Annotated in this window: 18 protein-coding genes; 10 read left to right on the top strand and 8 right to left on the bottom strand. The window is 61.1% G+C overall.

From position 1 onward, the window contains the following. The first annotated feature begins 71 nt into the window (after positions 1 to 71). The gene (locus tag BFQ01_RS20510; RefSeq protein WP_065926673.1) at positions 72 to 593 is read left to right on the top strand and encodes a disulfide bond formation protein B; all 522 of its coding nucleotides are present in this window, start codon (positions 72 to 74) and stop codon (positions 591 to 593) included. A 209-nt stretch (positions 594 to 802) separates the two neighbouring features. After that, positions 803 to 1,261 carry an Rsd/AlgQ family anti-sigma factor gene (locus BFQ01_RS20505; RefSeq protein WP_027608335.1) on the top strand — a complete coding sequence of 153 codons (459 nt, stop codon included), beginning with the start codon at positions 803 to 805 and terminating at the stop codon, positions 1,259 to 1,261. A gap of 52 nt (positions 1,262 to 1,313) precedes the next feature. Here BFQ01_RS20505 and BFQ01_RS20500 read toward each other — a convergent pair whose 3' ends face one another. Beyond that, positions 1,314 to 1,991, bottom strand: a complete 678-nt coding sequence (locus BFQ01_RS20500; RefSeq protein WP_065926672.1) for an FKBP-type peptidyl-prolyl cis-trans isomerase — start codon at positions 1,989 to 1,991, stop codon at positions 1,314 to 1,316. 192 nt (positions 1,992 to 2,183) lie between these two features. On the opposite strand from BFQ01_RS20500, the gene BFQ01_RS31780 reads away from it, so the two are divergent. Next, complete coding sequence (locus BFQ01_RS31780; protein WP_083244916.1) at positions 2,184 to 3,239, top strand: AlgP family protein; 1,056 nt, start codon at positions 2,184 to 2,186, stop codon at positions 3,237 to 3,239. Here BFQ01_RS31780 and BFQ01_RS20490 read toward each other — a convergent pair. Then, positions 3,236 to 3,700: a TIGR02444 family protein gene (locus BFQ01_RS20490; protein WP_065926671.1), complete on the bottom strand. Its 465-nt coding sequence runs from the start codon at positions 3,698 to 3,700 to the stop codon at positions 3,236 to 3,238. The genes BFQ01_RS31780 and BFQ01_RS20490 overlap by 4 nt on opposite strands. Positions 3,701 to 3,750: 50 nt before the next feature. Here BFQ01_RS20490 and BFQ01_RS20485 point away from each other — a divergent pair, with 50 nt between their 5' ends. The 3 genes from BFQ01_RS20485 (at position 3,751) to BFQ01_RS20475 (ending at position 6,957) form a co-directional block, all read left to right on the top strand. Next, positions 3,751 to 5,661: an ATP-binding cassette domain-containing protein gene (locus BFQ01_RS20485; protein ID WP_065926670.1), complete on the top strand. Its 1,911-nt coding sequence runs from the start codon at positions 3,751 to 3,753 to the stop codon at positions 5,659 to 5,661. Next, positions 5,661 to 6,233 (top strand): mechanosensitive ion channel family protein, encoded by a 573-nt coding sequence (locus BFQ01_RS20480; protein ID WP_003176850.1) that lies wholly within the window; start codon positions 5,661 to 5,663, stop codon positions 6,231 to 6,233. Before BFQ01_RS20485 ends, BFQ01_RS20480 begins: the two co-directional genes overlap by 1 nt. 91 nt (positions 6,234 to 6,324) lie before the next feature. Continuing rightward, positions 6,325 to 6,957 carry a LysE family transporter gene (locus BFQ01_RS20475; protein WP_027608340.1) on the top strand — a complete coding sequence of 211 codons (633 nt, stop codon included), beginning with the start codon at positions 6,325 to 6,327 and terminating at the stop codon, positions 6,955 to 6,957. Positions 6,958 to 7,108: 151 nt separating this feature from the next. Here the strand turns inward: BFQ01_RS20475 and BFQ01_RS20470 are convergent, their stop codons facing one another. The 4 genes from BFQ01_RS20470 to BFQ01_RS20455 are packed head-to-tail and all read right to left on the bottom strand — an operon-like array spanning position 7,109 to position 10,252. Next, on the bottom strand, positions 7,109 to 7,849 hold the full coding sequence (locus tag BFQ01_RS20470) for a penicillin-binding protein activator LpoB (RefSeq protein WP_065926669.1): 741 nt from the start codon (positions 7,847 to 7,849) through the stop codon (positions 7,109 to 7,111). Between the two features lie 3 nt (positions 7,850 to 7,852). Continuing rightward, positions 7,853 to 8,440 (bottom strand): penicillin-binding protein activator LpoB, encoded by a 588-nt coding sequence (gene lpoB, locus BFQ01_RS20465; protein ID WP_027608342.1) that lies wholly within the window; start codon positions 8,438 to 8,440, stop codon positions 7,853 to 7,855. Between the two features lie 35 nt (positions 8,441 to 8,475). Beyond that, positions 8,476 to 8,847, bottom strand: a complete 372-nt coding sequence (locus BFQ01_RS20460; protein WP_015886478.1) for a YcfL family protein — start codon at positions 8,845 to 8,847, stop codon at positions 8,476 to 8,478. A gap of 10 nt (positions 8,848 to 8,857) precedes the next feature. After that, entirely contained in the window at positions 8,858 to 10,252 is a 1,395-nt protein-coding gene (locus BFQ01_RS20455) for a COG3014 family protein (RefSeq protein ID WP_065926668.1), read from the bottom strand. Between the two features lie 268 nt (positions 10,253 to 10,520). Between BFQ01_RS20455 and BFQ01_RS20450 the strand changes: the two genes are divergently transcribed. Both BFQ01_RS20450 and BFQ01_RS20445 read left to right on the top strand, forming a co-directional pair. Next, on the top strand, positions 10,521 to 12,416 hold the full coding sequence (locus BFQ01_RS20450; protein WP_065926667.1) for a cytochrome c/FTR1 family iron permease: 1,896 nt from the start codon (positions 10,521 to 10,523) through the stop codon (positions 12,414 to 12,416). 1 nt (position 12,417) lies between these two features. Next, entirely contained in the window at positions 12,418 to 12,873 is a 456-nt protein-coding gene (locus BFQ01_RS20445) for a YaiI/YqxD family protein (protein WP_065926879.1), read from the top strand. Between the two features lie 29 nt (positions 12,874 to 12,902). Here the strand turns inward: BFQ01_RS20445 and elbB are convergent, their stop codons facing one another. Next, on the bottom strand, positions 12,903 to 13,568 hold the full coding sequence (gene elbB / locus BFQ01_RS20440) for an isoprenoid biosynthesis glyoxalase ElbB (RefSeq protein ID WP_065926666.1): 666 nt from the start codon (positions 13,566 to 13,568) through the stop codon (positions 12,903 to 12,905). 116 nt (positions 13,569 to 13,684) lie between these two features. On the opposite strand from elbB, the gene BFQ01_RS20435 reads away from it, so the two are divergent. Next, positions 13,685 to 14,920 (top strand): sterol desaturase family protein, encoded by a 1,236-nt coding sequence (locus BFQ01_RS20435; RefSeq protein WP_065926665.1) that lies wholly within the window; start codon positions 13,685 to 13,687, stop codon positions 14,918 to 14,920. On the opposite strand, the gene BFQ01_RS20430 is transcribed toward BFQ01_RS20435, so the two are convergent. Beyond that, positions 14,901 to 15,539 carry a DedA family protein gene (locus BFQ01_RS20430; RefSeq protein ID WP_065926664.1) on the bottom strand — a complete coding sequence of 213 codons (639 nt, stop codon included), beginning with the start codon at positions 15,537 to 15,539 and terminating at the stop codon, positions 14,901 to 14,903. The genes BFQ01_RS20435 and BFQ01_RS20430 overlap by 20 nt on opposite strands. A gap of 208 nt (positions 15,540 to 15,747) precedes the next feature. On the opposite strand from BFQ01_RS20430, the gene hemB reads away from it, so the two are divergent. Beyond that, complete coding sequence (gene hemB / locus BFQ01_RS20425; protein ID WP_065926663.1) at positions 15,748 to 16,761, top strand: porphobilinogen synthase; 1,014 nt, start codon at positions 15,748 to 15,750, stop codon at positions 16,759 to 16,761. The last annotated feature ends 6 nt before the right edge of the window (positions 16,762 to 16,767 follow it).

Here is a 16,767-nt window from a genome sequence, read left to right as displayed (position 1 = left end):
CTGGCGCGTATTGAAAGGGGTCAGGCCTTTCCTCTAACGTAACGACCTATCTCTCGCGATGCGGATAAAGCATGTCTTTGGCCCCTTCACGCTCCTTGTTTTTCCTTGCGTTCATGGCGGGTGCGCTGACGTTGGGTGCGTCCTTCTATCTTGAGTTCGGTGCCTCGTTACGCCCTTGTTTCCTGTGCCAGATGCAACGGGCCTTTCTGGCTGCCTTCACGCTGATCAATCTGGTCGCCGCTATCCACAACCCCAGGCGTTCCACTTTTTACTTGTACGGGTTTACGAGCATGGTCTGTGCGTTGCTGGGTGCCATCACCGCCGTACGCCAGGTGCTGCTGCAAAATGCCGCAGCGGATCAGGCCGCCGATTGCTGGCCCAGTCTCAGTCACATGCTCGAGAACCTGTCGCTGTGGCAGGCGTTGCAATTGACGGTCGAAGGCACGGTCGATTGTATGGAAATAAGCTGGACGCTATTTGACCTGAGCCTTCCCGAGTGGAGCCTGTTGTTCTTCCTGGGCATGTTGATCCTCGGTGTCATGCAATTTTCCCGACTGTTCTTGAGCCGTCCGTTGCGCTCAGCGGGCCACTGATCGGAGGCCGCAGTTTGTAGGACGGGATTAAACACTTGTATGAACTTTCTCTCCTGCGTACCTTGAAGCCATAGTCATGGGGGCATAATCTGGCCCGCACGCGTTATTGAAACCGTTTGTCAGACGCGGCCTTGTCCCGCTGCTGTTTTATCCTTGAAGTGTTGCGCGGGCATCAGGCGGCAGCGCCCCTATAGGGAAGAGAGATCATCATGCTGGAAAGTTGTCAGAATGCTCAGGAACGCTGGGGTGGGGTGCACAAGCTGATCGACAGCTGGTTGAAGGCACGTCACGAACTGGTTCGGGCCTTTGATGCTCTCGGCGCCAAGCCCGAGGCCCTGGCTGAGAATCGCAAGCCGTTGCAGGAGTTCTGTGAAGTGTTGGTGGACTATGTGTCTGCTGGCCATTTCGGTGTCTACGAGCAGTTGACCAAAGAGGCGGAAGCCTTCGATGATAAGCGTGGTCTGGAACTGGCCGAGACCCTTTACCCGCGTATCGATGTCATCACTGAGAAACTGCTGGCGTTCACCGACCTGTGTGATGCCGGCCAGTGCGTTGCTGAGAAATTCAAGGAGTTGGGTGGCCTGCTCCATGAGCGTTTCGAACTGGAAGATTGCCTGATCGAAGTGCTCCACAACGCCCATAAGGAAGAAGCTGTCCCCCAGGCCTGACCTTTGCGGGCGAGATAAGAACGGTGCGCATGGCGCACCGTTTTTTATTGGCTCAATGACGGGTGCCGAGTAATTCGATCTCGAATACCAGTGGCGTATACGGCGGGATCAGCTCGCCGGCACCGTCGCCTCCATAAGCTTGGGCCGATGGGATCACGAGGCGCCATTTGGCCCCGACCGGCATCTGCTGCAACGCGCTGCTCCAGCCGCTGATCACACTGTCCAGGCGAAACCACTGGGGTTGTGTGCTCTGATCGAAGACCGTGCCATCGGGCAATCGTCCAACGTAGTTCACCTGGACCTGATCATTCGCGCCAGGCTTGTTACCAGTGCCGGGTGTCAGTTCCGTGAGCAGGATGCCATCGGCCAACTCGCGCACCCCTTTCACGGCTTTTTCCCTGGTTAAAAACTGCTGCTCGGCGGCGAGCGCCTTTTCGCTTTTAGGCGCTTGGGCGTCGGCTTCGGCCTGCGCTTCGTGCTCGGCAAGAATCTGTTCGATGCGCGTGTTATCCAACGCCAGCGGCTTGCCTTGATAGGCTTGCTTGAGGCCGTCGATCAAGGCCTGGATCTGCAGGTCCGGGACTTCCTGGCGCAGGCGCTCACCGAGGCTGGCGCCCAGGCTGTAGGCGAGGTCGTGCTGGTCTTGGGGCGTGGTTTTTGACGGTGATTGCTCGCTCGCATTGGCCGTGGAAATCGCCAGGCCCAGCACAAGGAAAAGGTAACGCGACATGGGCATTCTCCTGCCGAAAGTGCGACGGATTATGCCAGTGCGAGTGCGTAAAAAGTGCCGCGTGTTTTCGTTATATCGATAAGAATTTTCGCACGTTGCAACGCAACGCAAACGATACTGTCAACATGCCCTAGCGGCGGTAAGAGCAGAGGGCTAGTATGAGCCGCACCCACGTCAGCCAGGAGGTAAACCATGTCGGCCAAACAGAAGCCTGTAAATACCCCGTTGCATTTACTCCAACAATTGTCGGGCAGCTTGCTCGAACATCTGGAAAGCGCATGTTCCCAAGCGTTGGCCGATGCAGAAAAACTGCTCGCCAAGCTGGAAAAACAACGCGGTAAAGCGCAAGAAAAGCTGCACAAATCCCGCACCAAACTGCAAGACGCCGCCACTGCCGGCAAGGCCAAGGCACAAGCCAAAGCCAAAGACGCGGTAAAAGAACTCGAAGACCTGCTGGATGCTCTCAAGGATCGTCAAGCTGAAACCCGCACCTACATTTCCCAACTCAAAAAAGATGCTCAAGAAAGCCTGAAACTGGCCCAGGGTGTTGGTCGTGTGAAGGAAGCCGTAGCTAAAGTGCTGGGTGCCCGTGCTCCGGCTAAAGCGCCAGCCAAGCCAGCGGCTAAAACCGCTGTTGCAAAACCAGCCGTGAAGCCAGCGACCAAAACTGCTGCTGCAAAGCCAGCCGTGAAGCCAGCGACCAAAACTGCTGCTGCAAAGCCAGCCGCGAAGCCAGTTGCTAAAACCGCTGCTGCGAAACCAGCCGCGAAGCCAGTTGCTAAAACCGCTGCTGCGAAACCAGCCGCGAAGCCAGTTGCTAAAACCGCTGCTGCGAAACCAGCCGCGAAGCCAGCGGCTAAAACCGCTGCTGCGAAACCAGCCGCGAAGCCAGTTGCTAAAACCGCTGCTGCGAAACCAGCCGCGAAGCCAGCGGCTAAAACCGCTGCTGCGAAACCAGCCGCGAAGCCAGTTGCTAAAACCGCTGCTGCAAAGCCGGCCGCGAAGCCAGCAGCTAAAACCACTGCCGCCAAACCAGCCGCCAAACCTACTGCTGCAAAACCGGCTGCCAAACCTGCGGCTGCAAAGCCAGCCGCCAAGCCAGTTGCAAAGCCTGCTGCTGCGAAACCAGCACCGGCCAAGCCAGCAGCACCTGCTGCTACCCCGGCAGCGACCACCGCTCCAACCGCATCGGCCAGCAGCACCCCTGCACCGGTAGCGCCAAGCACCACCCCAACCAGCGCTTCCTAAGTGCCGGTGATCATGACGCGCAGCTGCTGCAGCGCGTCATGGTCAAGGTTGGCGGCATCCTCAGCCGCCAGTCCTTCCAACCACCGCGGTTGAGTCATCTCCCCTTTCGGCCATGCCTGCGTCAACGCTTCCAGGCGCGTCAGCAATTGCCGTTCGGCATCCAGTTCCAGGGCTTTGACCCGCTCGCGCAGCGCCGCCAGTTGCTCATCCTGCTGCACCTTGGCACGCCATTGCACACGCAACTGCCGCAAGGGTTCGATCACCTGCGCCTGCCACGGCCGGGCCAGCTGTTGCAGGGTGCGCATACGCTCCGGCTCAAGTGCCACGCCCCGCTGTTCCAGCCACGCGCCGCAGAGCAACAAGCACACGTCCGCCCCTTGCTCCTGCAAGCGCAGGCAGGCGGCTTCGACGCCCGGGCGGGCGTAAGTCGAGAGAGCAAAGCTCCACAGGTCAGCGTTCATATTCACACCCAAGCCAGCGGCCAACGAAGCTGGTAGACTCCGCCGCCATTATGATCCGACTTCAAAGCCTAACATTACAGCGTGGCCCGCAACGTCTTCTCGAAGACGCCGAGCTGACCCTGCACGCCGGTCACAAAGCCGGCCTGATCGGTGCCAACGGCGCCGGCAAATCCACGTTGTTCGCCCTGTTGCTGGGTGAGCTGACCCCGGATTCCGGGGACTGCTTGCTGCCGGCCGACTGGCGCATCGCCCATATGCGCCAGGAGATCGACACCCTGGACCGCATCGCGATCGACTACGTGCTCGATGGCGACCTGCGCCTGCGCCAGGTGCAGCACGACCTGGCCGAGGCCGAGAAAGCCCAGGACGGCGCCGCCCAGGCCCGCCTGCACGCGGAACTCGACAGCGCCGACGGCTACACCGCCGACGCCCGCGCCCGCAAGATGCTTGCCGGTCTTGGCTTCACCAACGAACAGATGGATCGTCCGGTCGCCGACTTCTCCGGTGGCTGGCGCATGCGCCTTAATCTGGCCCAGGCGCTGATGTGCCCCTCGGACCTGCTGCTGCTCGACGAACCGACCAACCACTTGGACCTCGATGCGATCCTGTGGCTGGAGGACTTCCTCAAGAGCTATCAGGGCACCTTGCTGCTGATTTCCCACGACCGGGACTTCCTCGACGCCGTGGTCGACAACATTGCCCACGTCGAACAGAAGAAGATCACGCTCTACCGTGGCGGCTACACCGCGTTCGAACGGGCGCGTGCCGAGCGCCTGGCCCAGCAGCAGCAGGCGTTCGAGAAGCAGCAGGCGCAGCGCGCGCACATGGAAAGCTACATCGCCCGGTTCAAGGCCCAGGCCACCAAGGCCCGCCAGGCCCAGAGCCGGATCAAGGCCCTGGAGCGCATGGAAGAACTGTCGGCGGCCCACGTCGATTCGCCGTTCGACTTTGTGTTCCGCGAATCGGTGAAAATCTCCAGCCCGTTGCTGGACCTCTCGGATGCCCGCCTGGGGTATGGCGAGAAAACCATCCTGGAGAAGGTCAAGCTGCAGCTCACCCCAGGTGCGCGCATCGGTTTGCTCGGCCCGAACGGCGCGGGCAAGTCGACGCTGATCAAGAACCTGTCGGGCGAGCTGCAACCCCTGGCCGGTCGTTTGACCCGTGGCGAGAACCTGGTGGTGGGCTACTTCGCCCAGCATCAGTTGGACTCCCTCGACGCCAAGGCCAGCCCGTTGCTGCACCTGCAACGCCTGGCGCCGACCGAGCGCGAGCAAACCCTGCGCGACTTCCTCGGTGGCTTTGACTTCCGTGGCGCGCGCATCGATGAGCCGGTGCTGAACTTCTCCGGCGGCGAAAAAGCCCGCCTGGCCCTGGCGTTGATTGCCTGGGACCGCCCTAACCTGCTGCTGCTCGACGAACCGACCAACCACCTCGACCTGGAAATGCGCCTGGCGCTGACCATGGCCTTGCAGGAGTTCAGCGGTGCGGTCCTGGTGGTGTCTCACGATCGCCACTTGCTCAAGAGCACCACCGACAACTTCCTGCTGGTAGCGGATGGCAAGGTCGAAGAGTTCGACGGCGACCTGGACGACTACGCCCGCTGGCTCACGGACTACCGCCTGCGCAATGCGCCGGTCAGCAACACCCCGGTCAACCCGGACAAGACCGATAAGAAAGCCCAGCGCCAGGCCGCTGCCGCACTGCGCCAGCAGTTGGCGCCGCACAAGCGCGAAGCCGACAAGCTTGAGGCCGAGTTGGGCAAAGTGCACGAGCGCCTGGCCAAGATCGAAGCCAGCCTGGGCGACAGCGCCGTGTACGAGGCTGCGCGCAAGGATGAGCTGCGCGACCTGCTGGCCGAACAGGCCAGGCTCAAGGTGCGCGAAGGGCAATTGGAGGAAACCTGGATGGAAGCCCTCGAACTGCTGGAAACCCTGCAAGCGGAGCTGGAGGCGCTGTCCTGATGGAAGCCTTGCAACTGCCGTTGCCTGCGCAATGGATCGAGCCTGTATGGATCGGCGTGCAAATCCTGCTGATCCTGCTGGCCGGCTACCTCGCCCAGCGGTTTGTCGCCAAGGGCCTGACGCGCCTGGGTGAGCGCTACCCGTTTCCGCCACAACTGCTGATGCCCCTGCGTGGCGGATTGCGCTGGCTGATCATGGGCAGTGCGTTGATCTTTGTGCTGGGCCGGCTGGGTGTGTCCGCCACGGTGTTGTGGACCGCGCTGTCGGGGTTTGTCGCAGTGGCGGCAGTGGCGTTCTTCGCCATGTGGTCGGTGTTGTCCAACCTGCTGTGTGCGATCCTGATCTTTACCGTCGGACCGTTTCGCCTCGGTGACATCGTCGAGTTGGTGGATACCGTCGACAAGCCCGGCGTGAAGGGCAGGGTAGTGGCGATCAACTTGCTCTACACCACACTGATCGAAGTGGAAGCGGCAGGCACCGACAGCGCCATCGTACAGGTGCCTAACAGCCTGTTCTTCCAGCGCTCGGTGCGGCGTTGGCCCGGCACCCATGTGTTCCCTGGCGACCGCTAGCATTTACCGCGTGTAAAAATCTATAGCCAGCCTCTGCTCGGCGGAGTTAGCTTAAGGCCCGACAATCGCTGACTCTTCCCCGAGGTGTGCTATGGCACTCGACACGTGGCTGGCCTTTTTCCTGGCCAGTTGGATCATCTCCCTTTCCCCTGGCGCCGGTGCCATCGCTTCGATGTCCAGCGGCCTGCAATACGGCTTCCTGCGCGGTTACTGGAACGCCATTGGCCTGCAACTGGGCCTGGCCATGCAGATTGCCGTGGTAGCGGGCGGTTTGGGTGCCATTCTGGCGGCGTCGTCGACCGCGTTCTATGCGATCAAGTGGTTTGGCGTGGCGTACCTGGTGTACCTGGCCGTCAAGCAATGGCGTGCCTTGCCCATGGACATGGCCGATGACGCGGCGATACGCCCGCTCGGCAAGCCAATGGCGATGATGTTCCGTGGTTTCCTGGTCAACGCCAGCAACCCCAAGGCCCTGGTGTTCATGCTGGCGGTGCTGCCGCAGTTCGTGAATCCCCAGGCGCCGTTGCTGGTGCAGTACCTGATCATCGGTGCGACGATGATCAGCGTCGATATGATCGTGATGGCGGGGTATACGGGGTTGGCGTCGAAAGTCTTGCGCCTGTTGCGCACGCCTAAGCAGCAGAAGCGTGTGAACCGCACGTTTGCCGGGTTGTTCGTGGGGGCTGCGGGTTTCCTGGCCAGCTTGCATCGCGCAACGGCGTAAACCTCGGTACCTCTGAAGAAACCGAGTTAAAAGTGTGGGAGGGGGCTTGCTCCCGATGGCGGTGTCTCAGTTACAGCTAAGCTGACTGACACCCTGCTATCGGGAGCAAGCCCCCTCCCACATGGGTTGTGTGTTTCCAAAGGATTACCCTTCAGCGCAGGATCTTCGGCGCTTCATCCCTTGGCAGGTTATTGCGCAACACCGGCTGGCCAGGCTCTTGATAGCCGCCGCCCAACTGTTCTGCCAGTTGCCGTGCCACGTCCTCACCCAGCGCCTTCGACACTTCCTTCACCACCCGCGGCCGGTTCAGGCTCACGCGTATGTCGCGGCTGTTCACCAGCTTGGTGTCCTGGCCTTCGCCCATGGCGGTAAACGCCGAGGTGATTTCGTAGGTGCGGGTGTTGATCAGGCTGAAATCCGCCACCAGCGTCAGGCCCAGCACCGCCGAGTAGCTGTTGGTGTGGTCCAGGGCGTTGATGTCCTGGGTGAAGTCGATGTCTGACAGCGTACCGAACAGCACATAGTCCGCGCCCTTGAAGTGACCGGCCTTTATGCGCTTGATCACGTCATAGACGTCACCCTTGGCATCGGCGGTGTAGGGCGTGCCCTGCACCAGCTGGAACTGGCGGGACTTGAGAATCTCCCCCTTGATATCACCGCTGAACTTGCGCAGCTCGGTTTGTTCGATGTAGCTGCTACGGCTCTCGTACTCGCTGTAGTTCGATGCACCGCTGGCGTTGTAGCTGCTTGCCTGGAAGTTGTTGCTGGCCGAAACCTGGTGGATGTACTCCTCGACCTGCGCCTGGTAGGCCAGGTCGGTCACCGCGATCTTGGGTGCAGCCGAGGCGCCAAAGGCGCACAACAGGCCGATCAAACCGATCCATGCACGCATTGCCTAGCGCTCCGTGGTCTTGCGGATTTCTTTTTCGTCCATCCATTCGGCCAGGCCGCTCTCGACGTCGATCAGCTGCAGGCTGAACTTGTAGAACACGTCTTTGTAGTCCGAGCTGCGCTTGACGATGGAACTGATGGAGCCTTCCAGGCGGTACTTGGCGGCGACCATGTTGCCGGTCTTGCTGACGCTGGACTTCTTATACAAGCCGCTCTGGTTCTGCAGCTTGAGCTGGTCGACCTGGCTTTGCATGTCGGTGTTGTCACTGGCGAAGCGTGCGGTGCCGGTCTTCATCAGCTGGGTCTTGATCGACGTGGTGATCTCACGGGTGTCGATGTACTCGCTGGTCTTGTTCTTCACGTCATACACCTGCACCACCGGGCGGCCTTGCAGGATGCCGGACTGGGCGAGGGAGCGGGTCATGCTTTCGGCGATCATCTGCAGGTCGGTGGAGCCGAACTCGTTGGTCACCAGTTCCACGGCCTTGGTGTCGCCGTAGCTGATGTTTTTACCACCCAGTACCGGGGAGGTATTCGCGCAGCCGCTGGCCAGGACGGCAACCACGGCGAGAATCGAGAAGCGTGCAAGCATGGGGAAATCTCTCAGCAGCAAAAAGAATGAACGGCTCAAGGGGTTTTGACTTCAAGGCGGAAGTCCGCGGCCTGGGGCACATTGGCAATGGCGGGCAGGAAGGTCGCCTGGTTGGCGTACAGGTTCAGCACTTTCCAGGTCTCTTCATCGCCCACCGGGAAACCATCGGCGCCCAGCCAGGCGAAGCGGTAATACATCATCTGGTTACTGCTGGTGATATTGCTCAGTTGCACCTTGGCGGTGAGGAAGCCGTTCTCGCGGGCCACACGAATGGCGCCGACCGCGATGCCCTTGAACTTGCCCATCACCACGATCTTGCTCGCGGCGCTGCCAGGCTCCGGTGGTGGCGGGGTGGCGCAGCCGGCAAGCAGGACCAGCGCCAGTGCGCCGAGGATAAAGTGACGCATAGGGTGCTCCTTAAGGTTGTTTGAGGGCGATGGCCTGGGTTGTCGTGCCGGGCAGCACATGGGCGGCGAGGCCACCGGCGAACACTTGGTTGCCGACCACGCGCAGGGTGATCACCTGGTAGCGCTGGTCGGCCTTGATCGTTACCAGCGTGCCACCCAGGGCGTTGGGCAGGCTGACCTGGTGTTCACCACGCTTGAGGCGCAGACGCGTGACTTGGGTCATGTCCGGCAGGGTGCGCCAGGTGCGGGTGTCGGCGCCTTCGGTCACGGCCGAGGCGATACCCAGTACCAGGCCTGCCATGGGGTTGGTCTTGTTCAGGTTGTTCTGCGCCACACCACGGCTTACCGCACGCACGGTAGTGCGCAGGATGATGCCTGGCATGTCGTCACGCAGGGCGCGGCGGGACATGGCCGTGGTGCTGTTGAGCGCCGTGAGGTTCTGTTGCTGGCCGTCGACACCGATCTGGGCAAAGGTCGCTGTGGAGGTGTCGGCCTTGATCACCGGGAACGACAGCGGGGTGATCACCAGATTGCCATTGATCGGGATCGGCAGCGGCAGGCGGATCGAGTCGCGGGCGGGTGCGAGGCCGCTCTGCACTACGATCAGCACGTCGGTTTCGTCACTGCCGACCTTGGATTTGTCCAGGTCGAGCAGCGCTTTTTCCAGCAGTGGTGTGTTAGGGCGCAGCTCGACGGCCTTGCGATAACCGGGGGCTGCCAGGTCTTTTTCGCCCAGGGCTTCGTAGACGAAGCCGGCCAGGTAATGGCTGAACGCACTCTGGTAGCTGTTCTTCAGGCCGACCACCTCCGGCGCGTCGAGGGCCTGCACCGGGTAGCCGTGCAGGTCCTTGATCTGGGTGGTCACGCCCTGTTGCTCGGCTTCGTCTTCGCGCTTGAGGTATTCCTTGTCGCGCAGGTCGGCGATCACCGCTTCGCGTTCGTGGGTCTTCTTGATTTCGGTGCGTGCACCGTCGAAGTCGTTCAAGGCCAGCAGGTTCAGGGCCATCTGCGTGGTCAGCATGACTTTTTCGTAGTCATAGCCTTCGTAGCGACGCACCTTGTCATTGGCCAGGAAGCTGCCGAACTGGGAAAGGTATTTTGCGCTGTCGAACTTGACCGACTCTTCCCACTTGTAGACTTGCAGGTCGGCGCTGCGCCAGGCGGTCTGGCTGCCGGTCAGGTCGCCCTTGGCCCGCAGCAACTCGCCCTTTTCGAAGAAATACAGCAGGTCTTTGTCTTCGCCGGTGTTGTTCTTTTCCAGCAGGGTCAGGGCGGCGTCGACATTGCCGGTGGCGAGTTGCTGGTTGGTGGCTTGCAGCTCGGCGTCGTAGCTGCGGAACATTGAACAGCCGCTGAGCAAAGTGACTGCCGCGAGCGCGAGCGGAGGTAAGGCGCGAAAAACCATGTCACTTCTTCCCTGAAAGTAGTCAACCAATATGGTTATTCCTCATAAAACCGAGGAACGAAATTCCCTTTCGCACTAACAGGGCGCGGCATTATAAGCATCGTTACTGGCAAAACAATGGCTTTTTGCCTCGATTGAGCTGACAGCGATGCCAGTAACCCATCTCCAAAATGCCCCGTCCGCCCACACGACAAATCACTAACGCCTTGAGTCAAACCCTTTAACGCTTAACAATGTGTTACTTCGTATTTCCACTTGAGATTCATTCATGACTGGCCCCTTCCGTTTTCTCGCCTGGCTGCTGTTGCCGGCATTGATGTCGTGCAGCTTCAACCTGCTGGCCGCGACTGCCGAGGGCGCTCCACAAGCCCTGCATCTGCTGGACTACATTGGCGCCGACTACCCACCGACGGTAGAGGCGGGCAAGGTGGTGGATGATTCGGAATACCGCGAGCAGGTGGAGTTTCTTGGGGTCTTGCAGGGGTTGGTGGCGGATTTGCCGCAAAAGCCTGAGCGCGCGGAACTGGTGAAGGGGGTCGAGGAACTGCTGGCGGCTGTCACCGCTCATGCAGACGGCGCGACCGTCGCTCGCCAGGCACGCCAGTTGGGCGCCAAGCTGGCAGTCGCGTATGAAGTCAGCCAAGCCCCGGCCATCACGCCCGACCCGACGCGCGGCGCACCGCTCTACGCCCAGCACTGTTCGGTGTGCCACGGCACTGCCGGTGCCGGCGATGGTCCGGCCGGCGTGGGGATGACGCCGCCTCCGGCCAACTTGACGGATGCTGCGCGCCTGGATCGCCTGAGCCTTTACGCGATCTACAACACCCTGGGCCTGGGTGTCGAAGGCACTGACATGCCGTCCTTTGCTGACCAACTGGACGACCGCCAGCGTTGGGACCTGGCCACCTACATCGCCGGCTTCACCGCCGACCCGGCTGCGGCGAAAAGCGAGCAGCCCTTCAACCTCGCCGACCTGGCCCGCCAGACGCCTAATGAAGTGCTGGCCGCAAACGGCCCAACCGCTGCCGCGACCTTCCGCGCCCAGCGTGCGCAACCGCCGCAGGTCAAGCGTGGCCCGGCGCAGTTGCTCGATTACACCGCCAGCACCCTGGACAAGAGCCTCGCAGCGTTCCGTAACGGTGACCACGAGCAAGCCTATGATTTGTCGGTGGCGGCGTACCTGGAAGGCTTTGAGCTGGTGGAAAGCTCACTGGATAACGTCGATGCCAACGTGCGTAAGGACACCGAGAAGGCCCTGATGGCTTACCGGCAGTCGTTACAGGACGGTCTGCCGATCGAGCAGGTGCAGCAGCGCCTGGACGTGGCCAAGGGCAAGCTCACCGAGTCCGCAGGCTTGCTGGGCAGCGATGGCTTGAGCTGGTCGTTGAGCTACATTTCCGGTCTGCTGATCCTGCTGCGTGAAGGCCTGGAAGCCATCCTGGTGCTGGCGGCGATCCTGGCGTTCCTGCGCAACACCGGCCAGCAATCGGCGGTGCGCAGCGTCAACATCGGCTGGGGCCTGGCACTATTGGCCGGCTTGGCCACCTGGGCATTGGCGGCGTATGTGATTGATGTCAGCGGCGCCCAGCGCGAATTGCTCGAAGGCTGCACGGCGCTGTTCGCCAGTGTGATGGTGCTGTGGCTTGGCGTGTGGATGCACGACCGCCGCCATGCCGCGGCGTGGCAGGACTACATCAAGAGCAGCCTGGTGGGCGGCGGTGGGCGTTTCGGTTTTGCGATATTGGCGTTCTTCTCGGTCTACCGCGAGCTGTTCGAAGTGATCTTGTTCTACGAAACCCTGTGGCTGCAAGCGGGCCCGGCCGGGCACAACGCGGTGCTGGCGGGTGGTGCCACGGCGTTGGTGCTGCTGGTGGGCCTGGCCTGGGTGATCCTGCGCGGTTCGGCGAAACTGCCGCTGGCGCTGTTTTTCGGCATCAATGCGGGGCTGTTGTGCGCGTTGTCGGTGGTGTTCGCCGGGCATGGCGTCAAGGCGTTGCAGGAAGCCGGCATCTTCGGCACGCGGCCAGTGGCGTTCTTTGACTTCGACTGGCTGGGCATCCACGCCGATGCGTACTCGTTGAGCGCACAGGCCGTGGCGATCCTGGCCATTGTGGTGCTCTATGGCCGCAGCCGGCTGGCAGAAAAGCAGCGAGTGGCGGCATAACATGCGCGTATGGATCGATGCAGACGCCTGCCCCCGGGCCGCCAAGGAGCAGGTGGTGAAGTTCGCCCTCAAGCGCCAGTTCGAGGTCGTCCTGGTGGCCGGCCAAAGCCAGATCAAGCCGAGCTTCTCGTGCGTGAAGTTGATCGTGGTGCCCAGCGGCCCGGACGCAGCAGATGACTATCTGGTGGAGCACGCAGTGCCCGGCGAACTGGTGATCTGCAGCGATGTGCCCCTGGCCGACCGCCTGGTGAAGAAGGGCGTCACGGCCCTCGACCCTCGGGGCAAGGAGTTCAGCCCGGCGAACATGAGTGAGCGATTGGCGGTGCGCAACCTGTTTACCGACCTGCGCGAGCAGGGCCAGATGGGCGGTGGACCACCGCCCCATGGGGAGAAGGACAAGCAGGCGTTTGCCAACTCACTCGACAGGATACTGACGCGGTTAATGCGCCAGTCCTGATCCGTTGGAGAGGGAGCCCGGCATCCCCACTAATCGTTCTCGTGAGTCAGCTCCAGCACCCGGTCCACCAGCTTGTTGATGCCTGAGGCCACTTCACTGATGCTCTTGCCGAGCATATAGGCGGGCGTACTGACCAACTTGCGTGCGGTGTCCTCGACAATGTCTTCCACGCTGCATTCCTGGTGGGTGGCGCCCATCTTGTCCAGGGCCGCGGCAGTGTCGGTGTCGTTGCCGATGGTGCAGGTCACGCCCGGGCCGTAGATCTTCGCGGCCAGGGCCGGCGAGATGCAGATCAGCCCCACCGGCTTGCCCGCTTCGGCAAAGGCTTCGGCCAGTTCTAGCACTTGCGGGTTGACGCTGCAACCCGCGCCCTCGACGGCAAAGTTGGACAAGTTCTTCGCCGCACCGAACCCACCGGGTACGATCAGCGCATCGAACTCGTCGGCGTTGGCGTCTCGAATATCCTTGATCTCGCCCCGGGCAATGCGGGCCGACTCCACGAGGACGTTGCGCGACTCGGGCATTTCCTCGCCGGTCAGATGGTTGATCACATGCAACTGGGCGATATCGGGTGCAAAACACTGGACCTGAGCACCGCGCTGATCCAGGCGCAGCAGGGTGATCACGCTTTCGTGGATCTCTGCGCCGTCGTACACGCCGCAGCCGGAAAGGATCACTGCAATCTTTTTGCTCATGGGCATTTCTCCTGGAGTCTTGGCGTTAAATGTCTACTAATTTGTCACCTGTTGCCAATGGGATCTCGCGCTGCTGCACCTAATCTTGATGTAACAAAAATAGACCGGATCAGACCATGGACTTCGTGCCTTACGCGGTACCGTTTTTCATTGCCTTGATTGTGGTGGAGCTGCTCGCCGACCGTTGGCGTGGCCAGCGCAACTACCGGGTGGCGGACGCCATCAACAGCCTCAGCACCGGCGTGCTGTCCACCACCACCGGGCTGTTGACCAAGGGTATGGGGCTGCTGACCTACGCGTTCGCCCTCAAGCACCTGGCGTTGATCGAACTGCCTGCCCACAGCGTCTGGACCTGGGTATTCGCCTTTGTGTTCTACGACTTCTGCTACTACTGGCTGCACCGGATGGGGCACGAGCGCAATATCCTGTGGGCCGCGCACTCGGTGCATCACCAGAGCGAGGACTACAACCTCAGCACCGCCCTGCGCCAGACCAGCACCGGCTTCCTGCTGAGCTGGATCTTCTACCTGCCCCTGGCCGTGCTTGGCGTACCGCTGGTGGTGTTTATCAGCGTGGCGTCCCTCAACCTGTTGTATCAATTCTGGGTGCATACCCGGCACGTGCCCAAGCTTGGCTGGTTCGAGTGGTTTTTCGTCACGCCCTCCAATCATCGGGCCCACCATGCACAGAACGCTCTCTACATGGATCGCAACTACGGCGGTGTGTTCATTCTTTGGGACCGGCTGTTCGGCACCTTCCAGGAAGAAGACGACAACGAGCCGGTGATTTTCGGCGTGACCACACCCTTGGCCAGCTGGAATCCGTTATGGGCCAACCTGCAGTTTTATGCACAGCTTTGGCGTGATGCACGGCGTACCGAAAGTAAGTGGGACAAGCTGCGCATCTGGTTCATGCGCACCGGTTGGCGCCCGGCGGACGTGAAGGCCAAATACCCCGTGGCCAAGCCGGATTTGAGCCAGTTCCGCAAATTCGACGTGCCACTGGACGCGCGCCAACAGGTCTACATCGCCCTGCAGTTCGCGGCGTATGTGGGGTTTGGCAGCTATTTGATGAATGTCGGCGAGGGTCTGCCCAGCGCAGCGCTGATTGTCGGCTGGGGGGCGATGGCGCTTGGATTGTTCACCCTGGGGGTAGCCCTGGAGAATCGCCCGTGGGCGTTAAAGGCAGAGCTGATACGCCTGGCGCTGAATGTGCCGTTGGTGTGGCTGGCGCCGGTGGTCGGGCTGTGGCCGGCCAGCAACCTGGGCTGGCTGGGCCTGGTGAGCTACAGCCTGCTCAGCGTGATTGGCCTCTACTGTTGCAGGGGCCGGCTTACTCGACTGGTGTCTTAGGCGCTTCTACCGGGACGGGCTCGGTGGCGGCGAGCCGCGCCTTGGCATCGGCACAGGCCTGGCGGGCGATACGGGCGTTCTTGAAGCGGCGGCGCAGCCACAGGCCAAAGCCCAGCAGCAGCAAGGCGCCCAGTACCCATAGCTCGTATTTCTTGACGCTGCCCAGCATGCCTTCCAGTACCGCGCCGAAATGATAAGCCGCAGCGCCCAGGGCCGCCGCCCAGATTGCAGCACCTATACCGTTGAGGATCAGGTAGCGCAGTGGCGGGTAGCCCGACAGGCCGATCGCAACAGGCATTACCGTGCGTAAGCCGTAGACAAAGCGGAAGCTCAGCACCCAGATATCCGGGTGCTTGCGGATATGTTCCAGGGCCTTGTCGCCCATCAATTGCCAGCGCGGCTTGCGCGCCAACAGTTTGCGGCCGTGCTTGCGCCCCATGTAATACCAAAGCTGGTCGCCGGCGTAGCTGCCGAAGAAGGCAACGACCACCACCAGGTTGATATCCATGTACCCACGGAACGCCAGGAAGCCTGCGAGAACCAGGATGGTTTCGCCTTCGAAGAACGTGCCTAGGAAGAGGGCAAAGTAGCCGAAGTCATGCAGAAATTGTTGAAGCATGGTCTGGGTGCTGGCGAAATGAACGCGCAGCCTACGCCTTCGTGAACATTCATGAAAGTATCGAGATGTGTCACGAAGTGAACAATTCCTACATTAACCGACGAATGCGACTACAGGTCGCATCGTTAAGCACAACTGTCATACCTTCGTCATAATGCCCGCTTATAACTGCAACGCTCGCCCGTGAACCCGGGCTCAGGAGTCTGTCGTGAGCTTTACCCCTGCCAATCGCCTGTTCCCTGCTACCCGCCTGCGCCGTAATCGCCGTGATGATTTTTCTCGCCGCCTGGTTCGTGAAAACGTACTGACGACGGATGATCTGATCCTGCCGGTGTTTGTACTCGACGGTGAAAATCGCCGGGAATCGGTAGCGTCGATGCCGGGTGTAGAGCGTCTGACCATTGATCTGCTGCTTGAAGAGGCAGCGGACTGGGTCGACCTGGGGATTCCGGCGTTGGCGTTGTTTCCGGTCACGCCGTCTGAACTCAAGTCCCTTGATGCTGCCGAAGCCTGGAACCCGGACGGTATCGCCCAGCGCGCCACCCGCGCCCTGCGCGAGCGTTTCCCGGAGCTGGGGGTGATCACCGACGTGGCGTTGGACCCGTTCACCACCCACGGGCAGGATGGCATTCTTGACGAAGACGGCTATGTTCAGAACGACATTACCGTCGACGCGCTGGTCAAGCAGGCCTTGTCCCATGCGGCAGCAGGCGCCCAGGTGGTTGCGCCGTCGGACATGATGGATGGCCGCATCCAGGCGATTCGCGAAGCCCTGGAACTGGCCGGCCACGTCAATGTGCGGATCATGGCCTACTCGGCCAAGTACGCCAGCGCCTACTACGGCCCGTTTCGCGATGCGGTGGGCTCGGCGCTGAACCTGGGCAAGGCCAACAAGGCTTCGTACCAGATGGACCCGGCCAACAGCCATGAAGCCTTGCACGAAGTGGCGGCGGATTTGGCCGAAGGTGCCGACATGGTGATGGTCAAGCCGGGGATGCCGTACCTGGACATCCTTTACCGAGTCAAAGAGGAATTCAAAGTGCCGACCTTTGTGTATCAGGTCAGTGGCGAATACGCCATGCACATGGCTGCAATCCAAAATGGCTGGTTGAGTGAAGGGGTAATCCTAGAATCCTTGACGGCCTTTAAACGTGCCGGGGCTGATGGCATCCTGACCTATTTCGCCGCCCGCGCCGCCCAATTGCTTAGAGAGCAACAATAGCCCTCA

This window comes from Pseudomonas sp. 8 R 14, assembly GCF_900005955.1.
Classification (GTDB): Bacteria; Pseudomonadota; Gammaproteobacteria; order Pseudomonadales; family Pseudomonadaceae; genus Aquipseudomonas; species Aquipseudomonas marginalis.
Note: the sequence above shows the minus strand (reverse complement) of the source record. Positions and strands in the feature narration are given on the sequence as shown.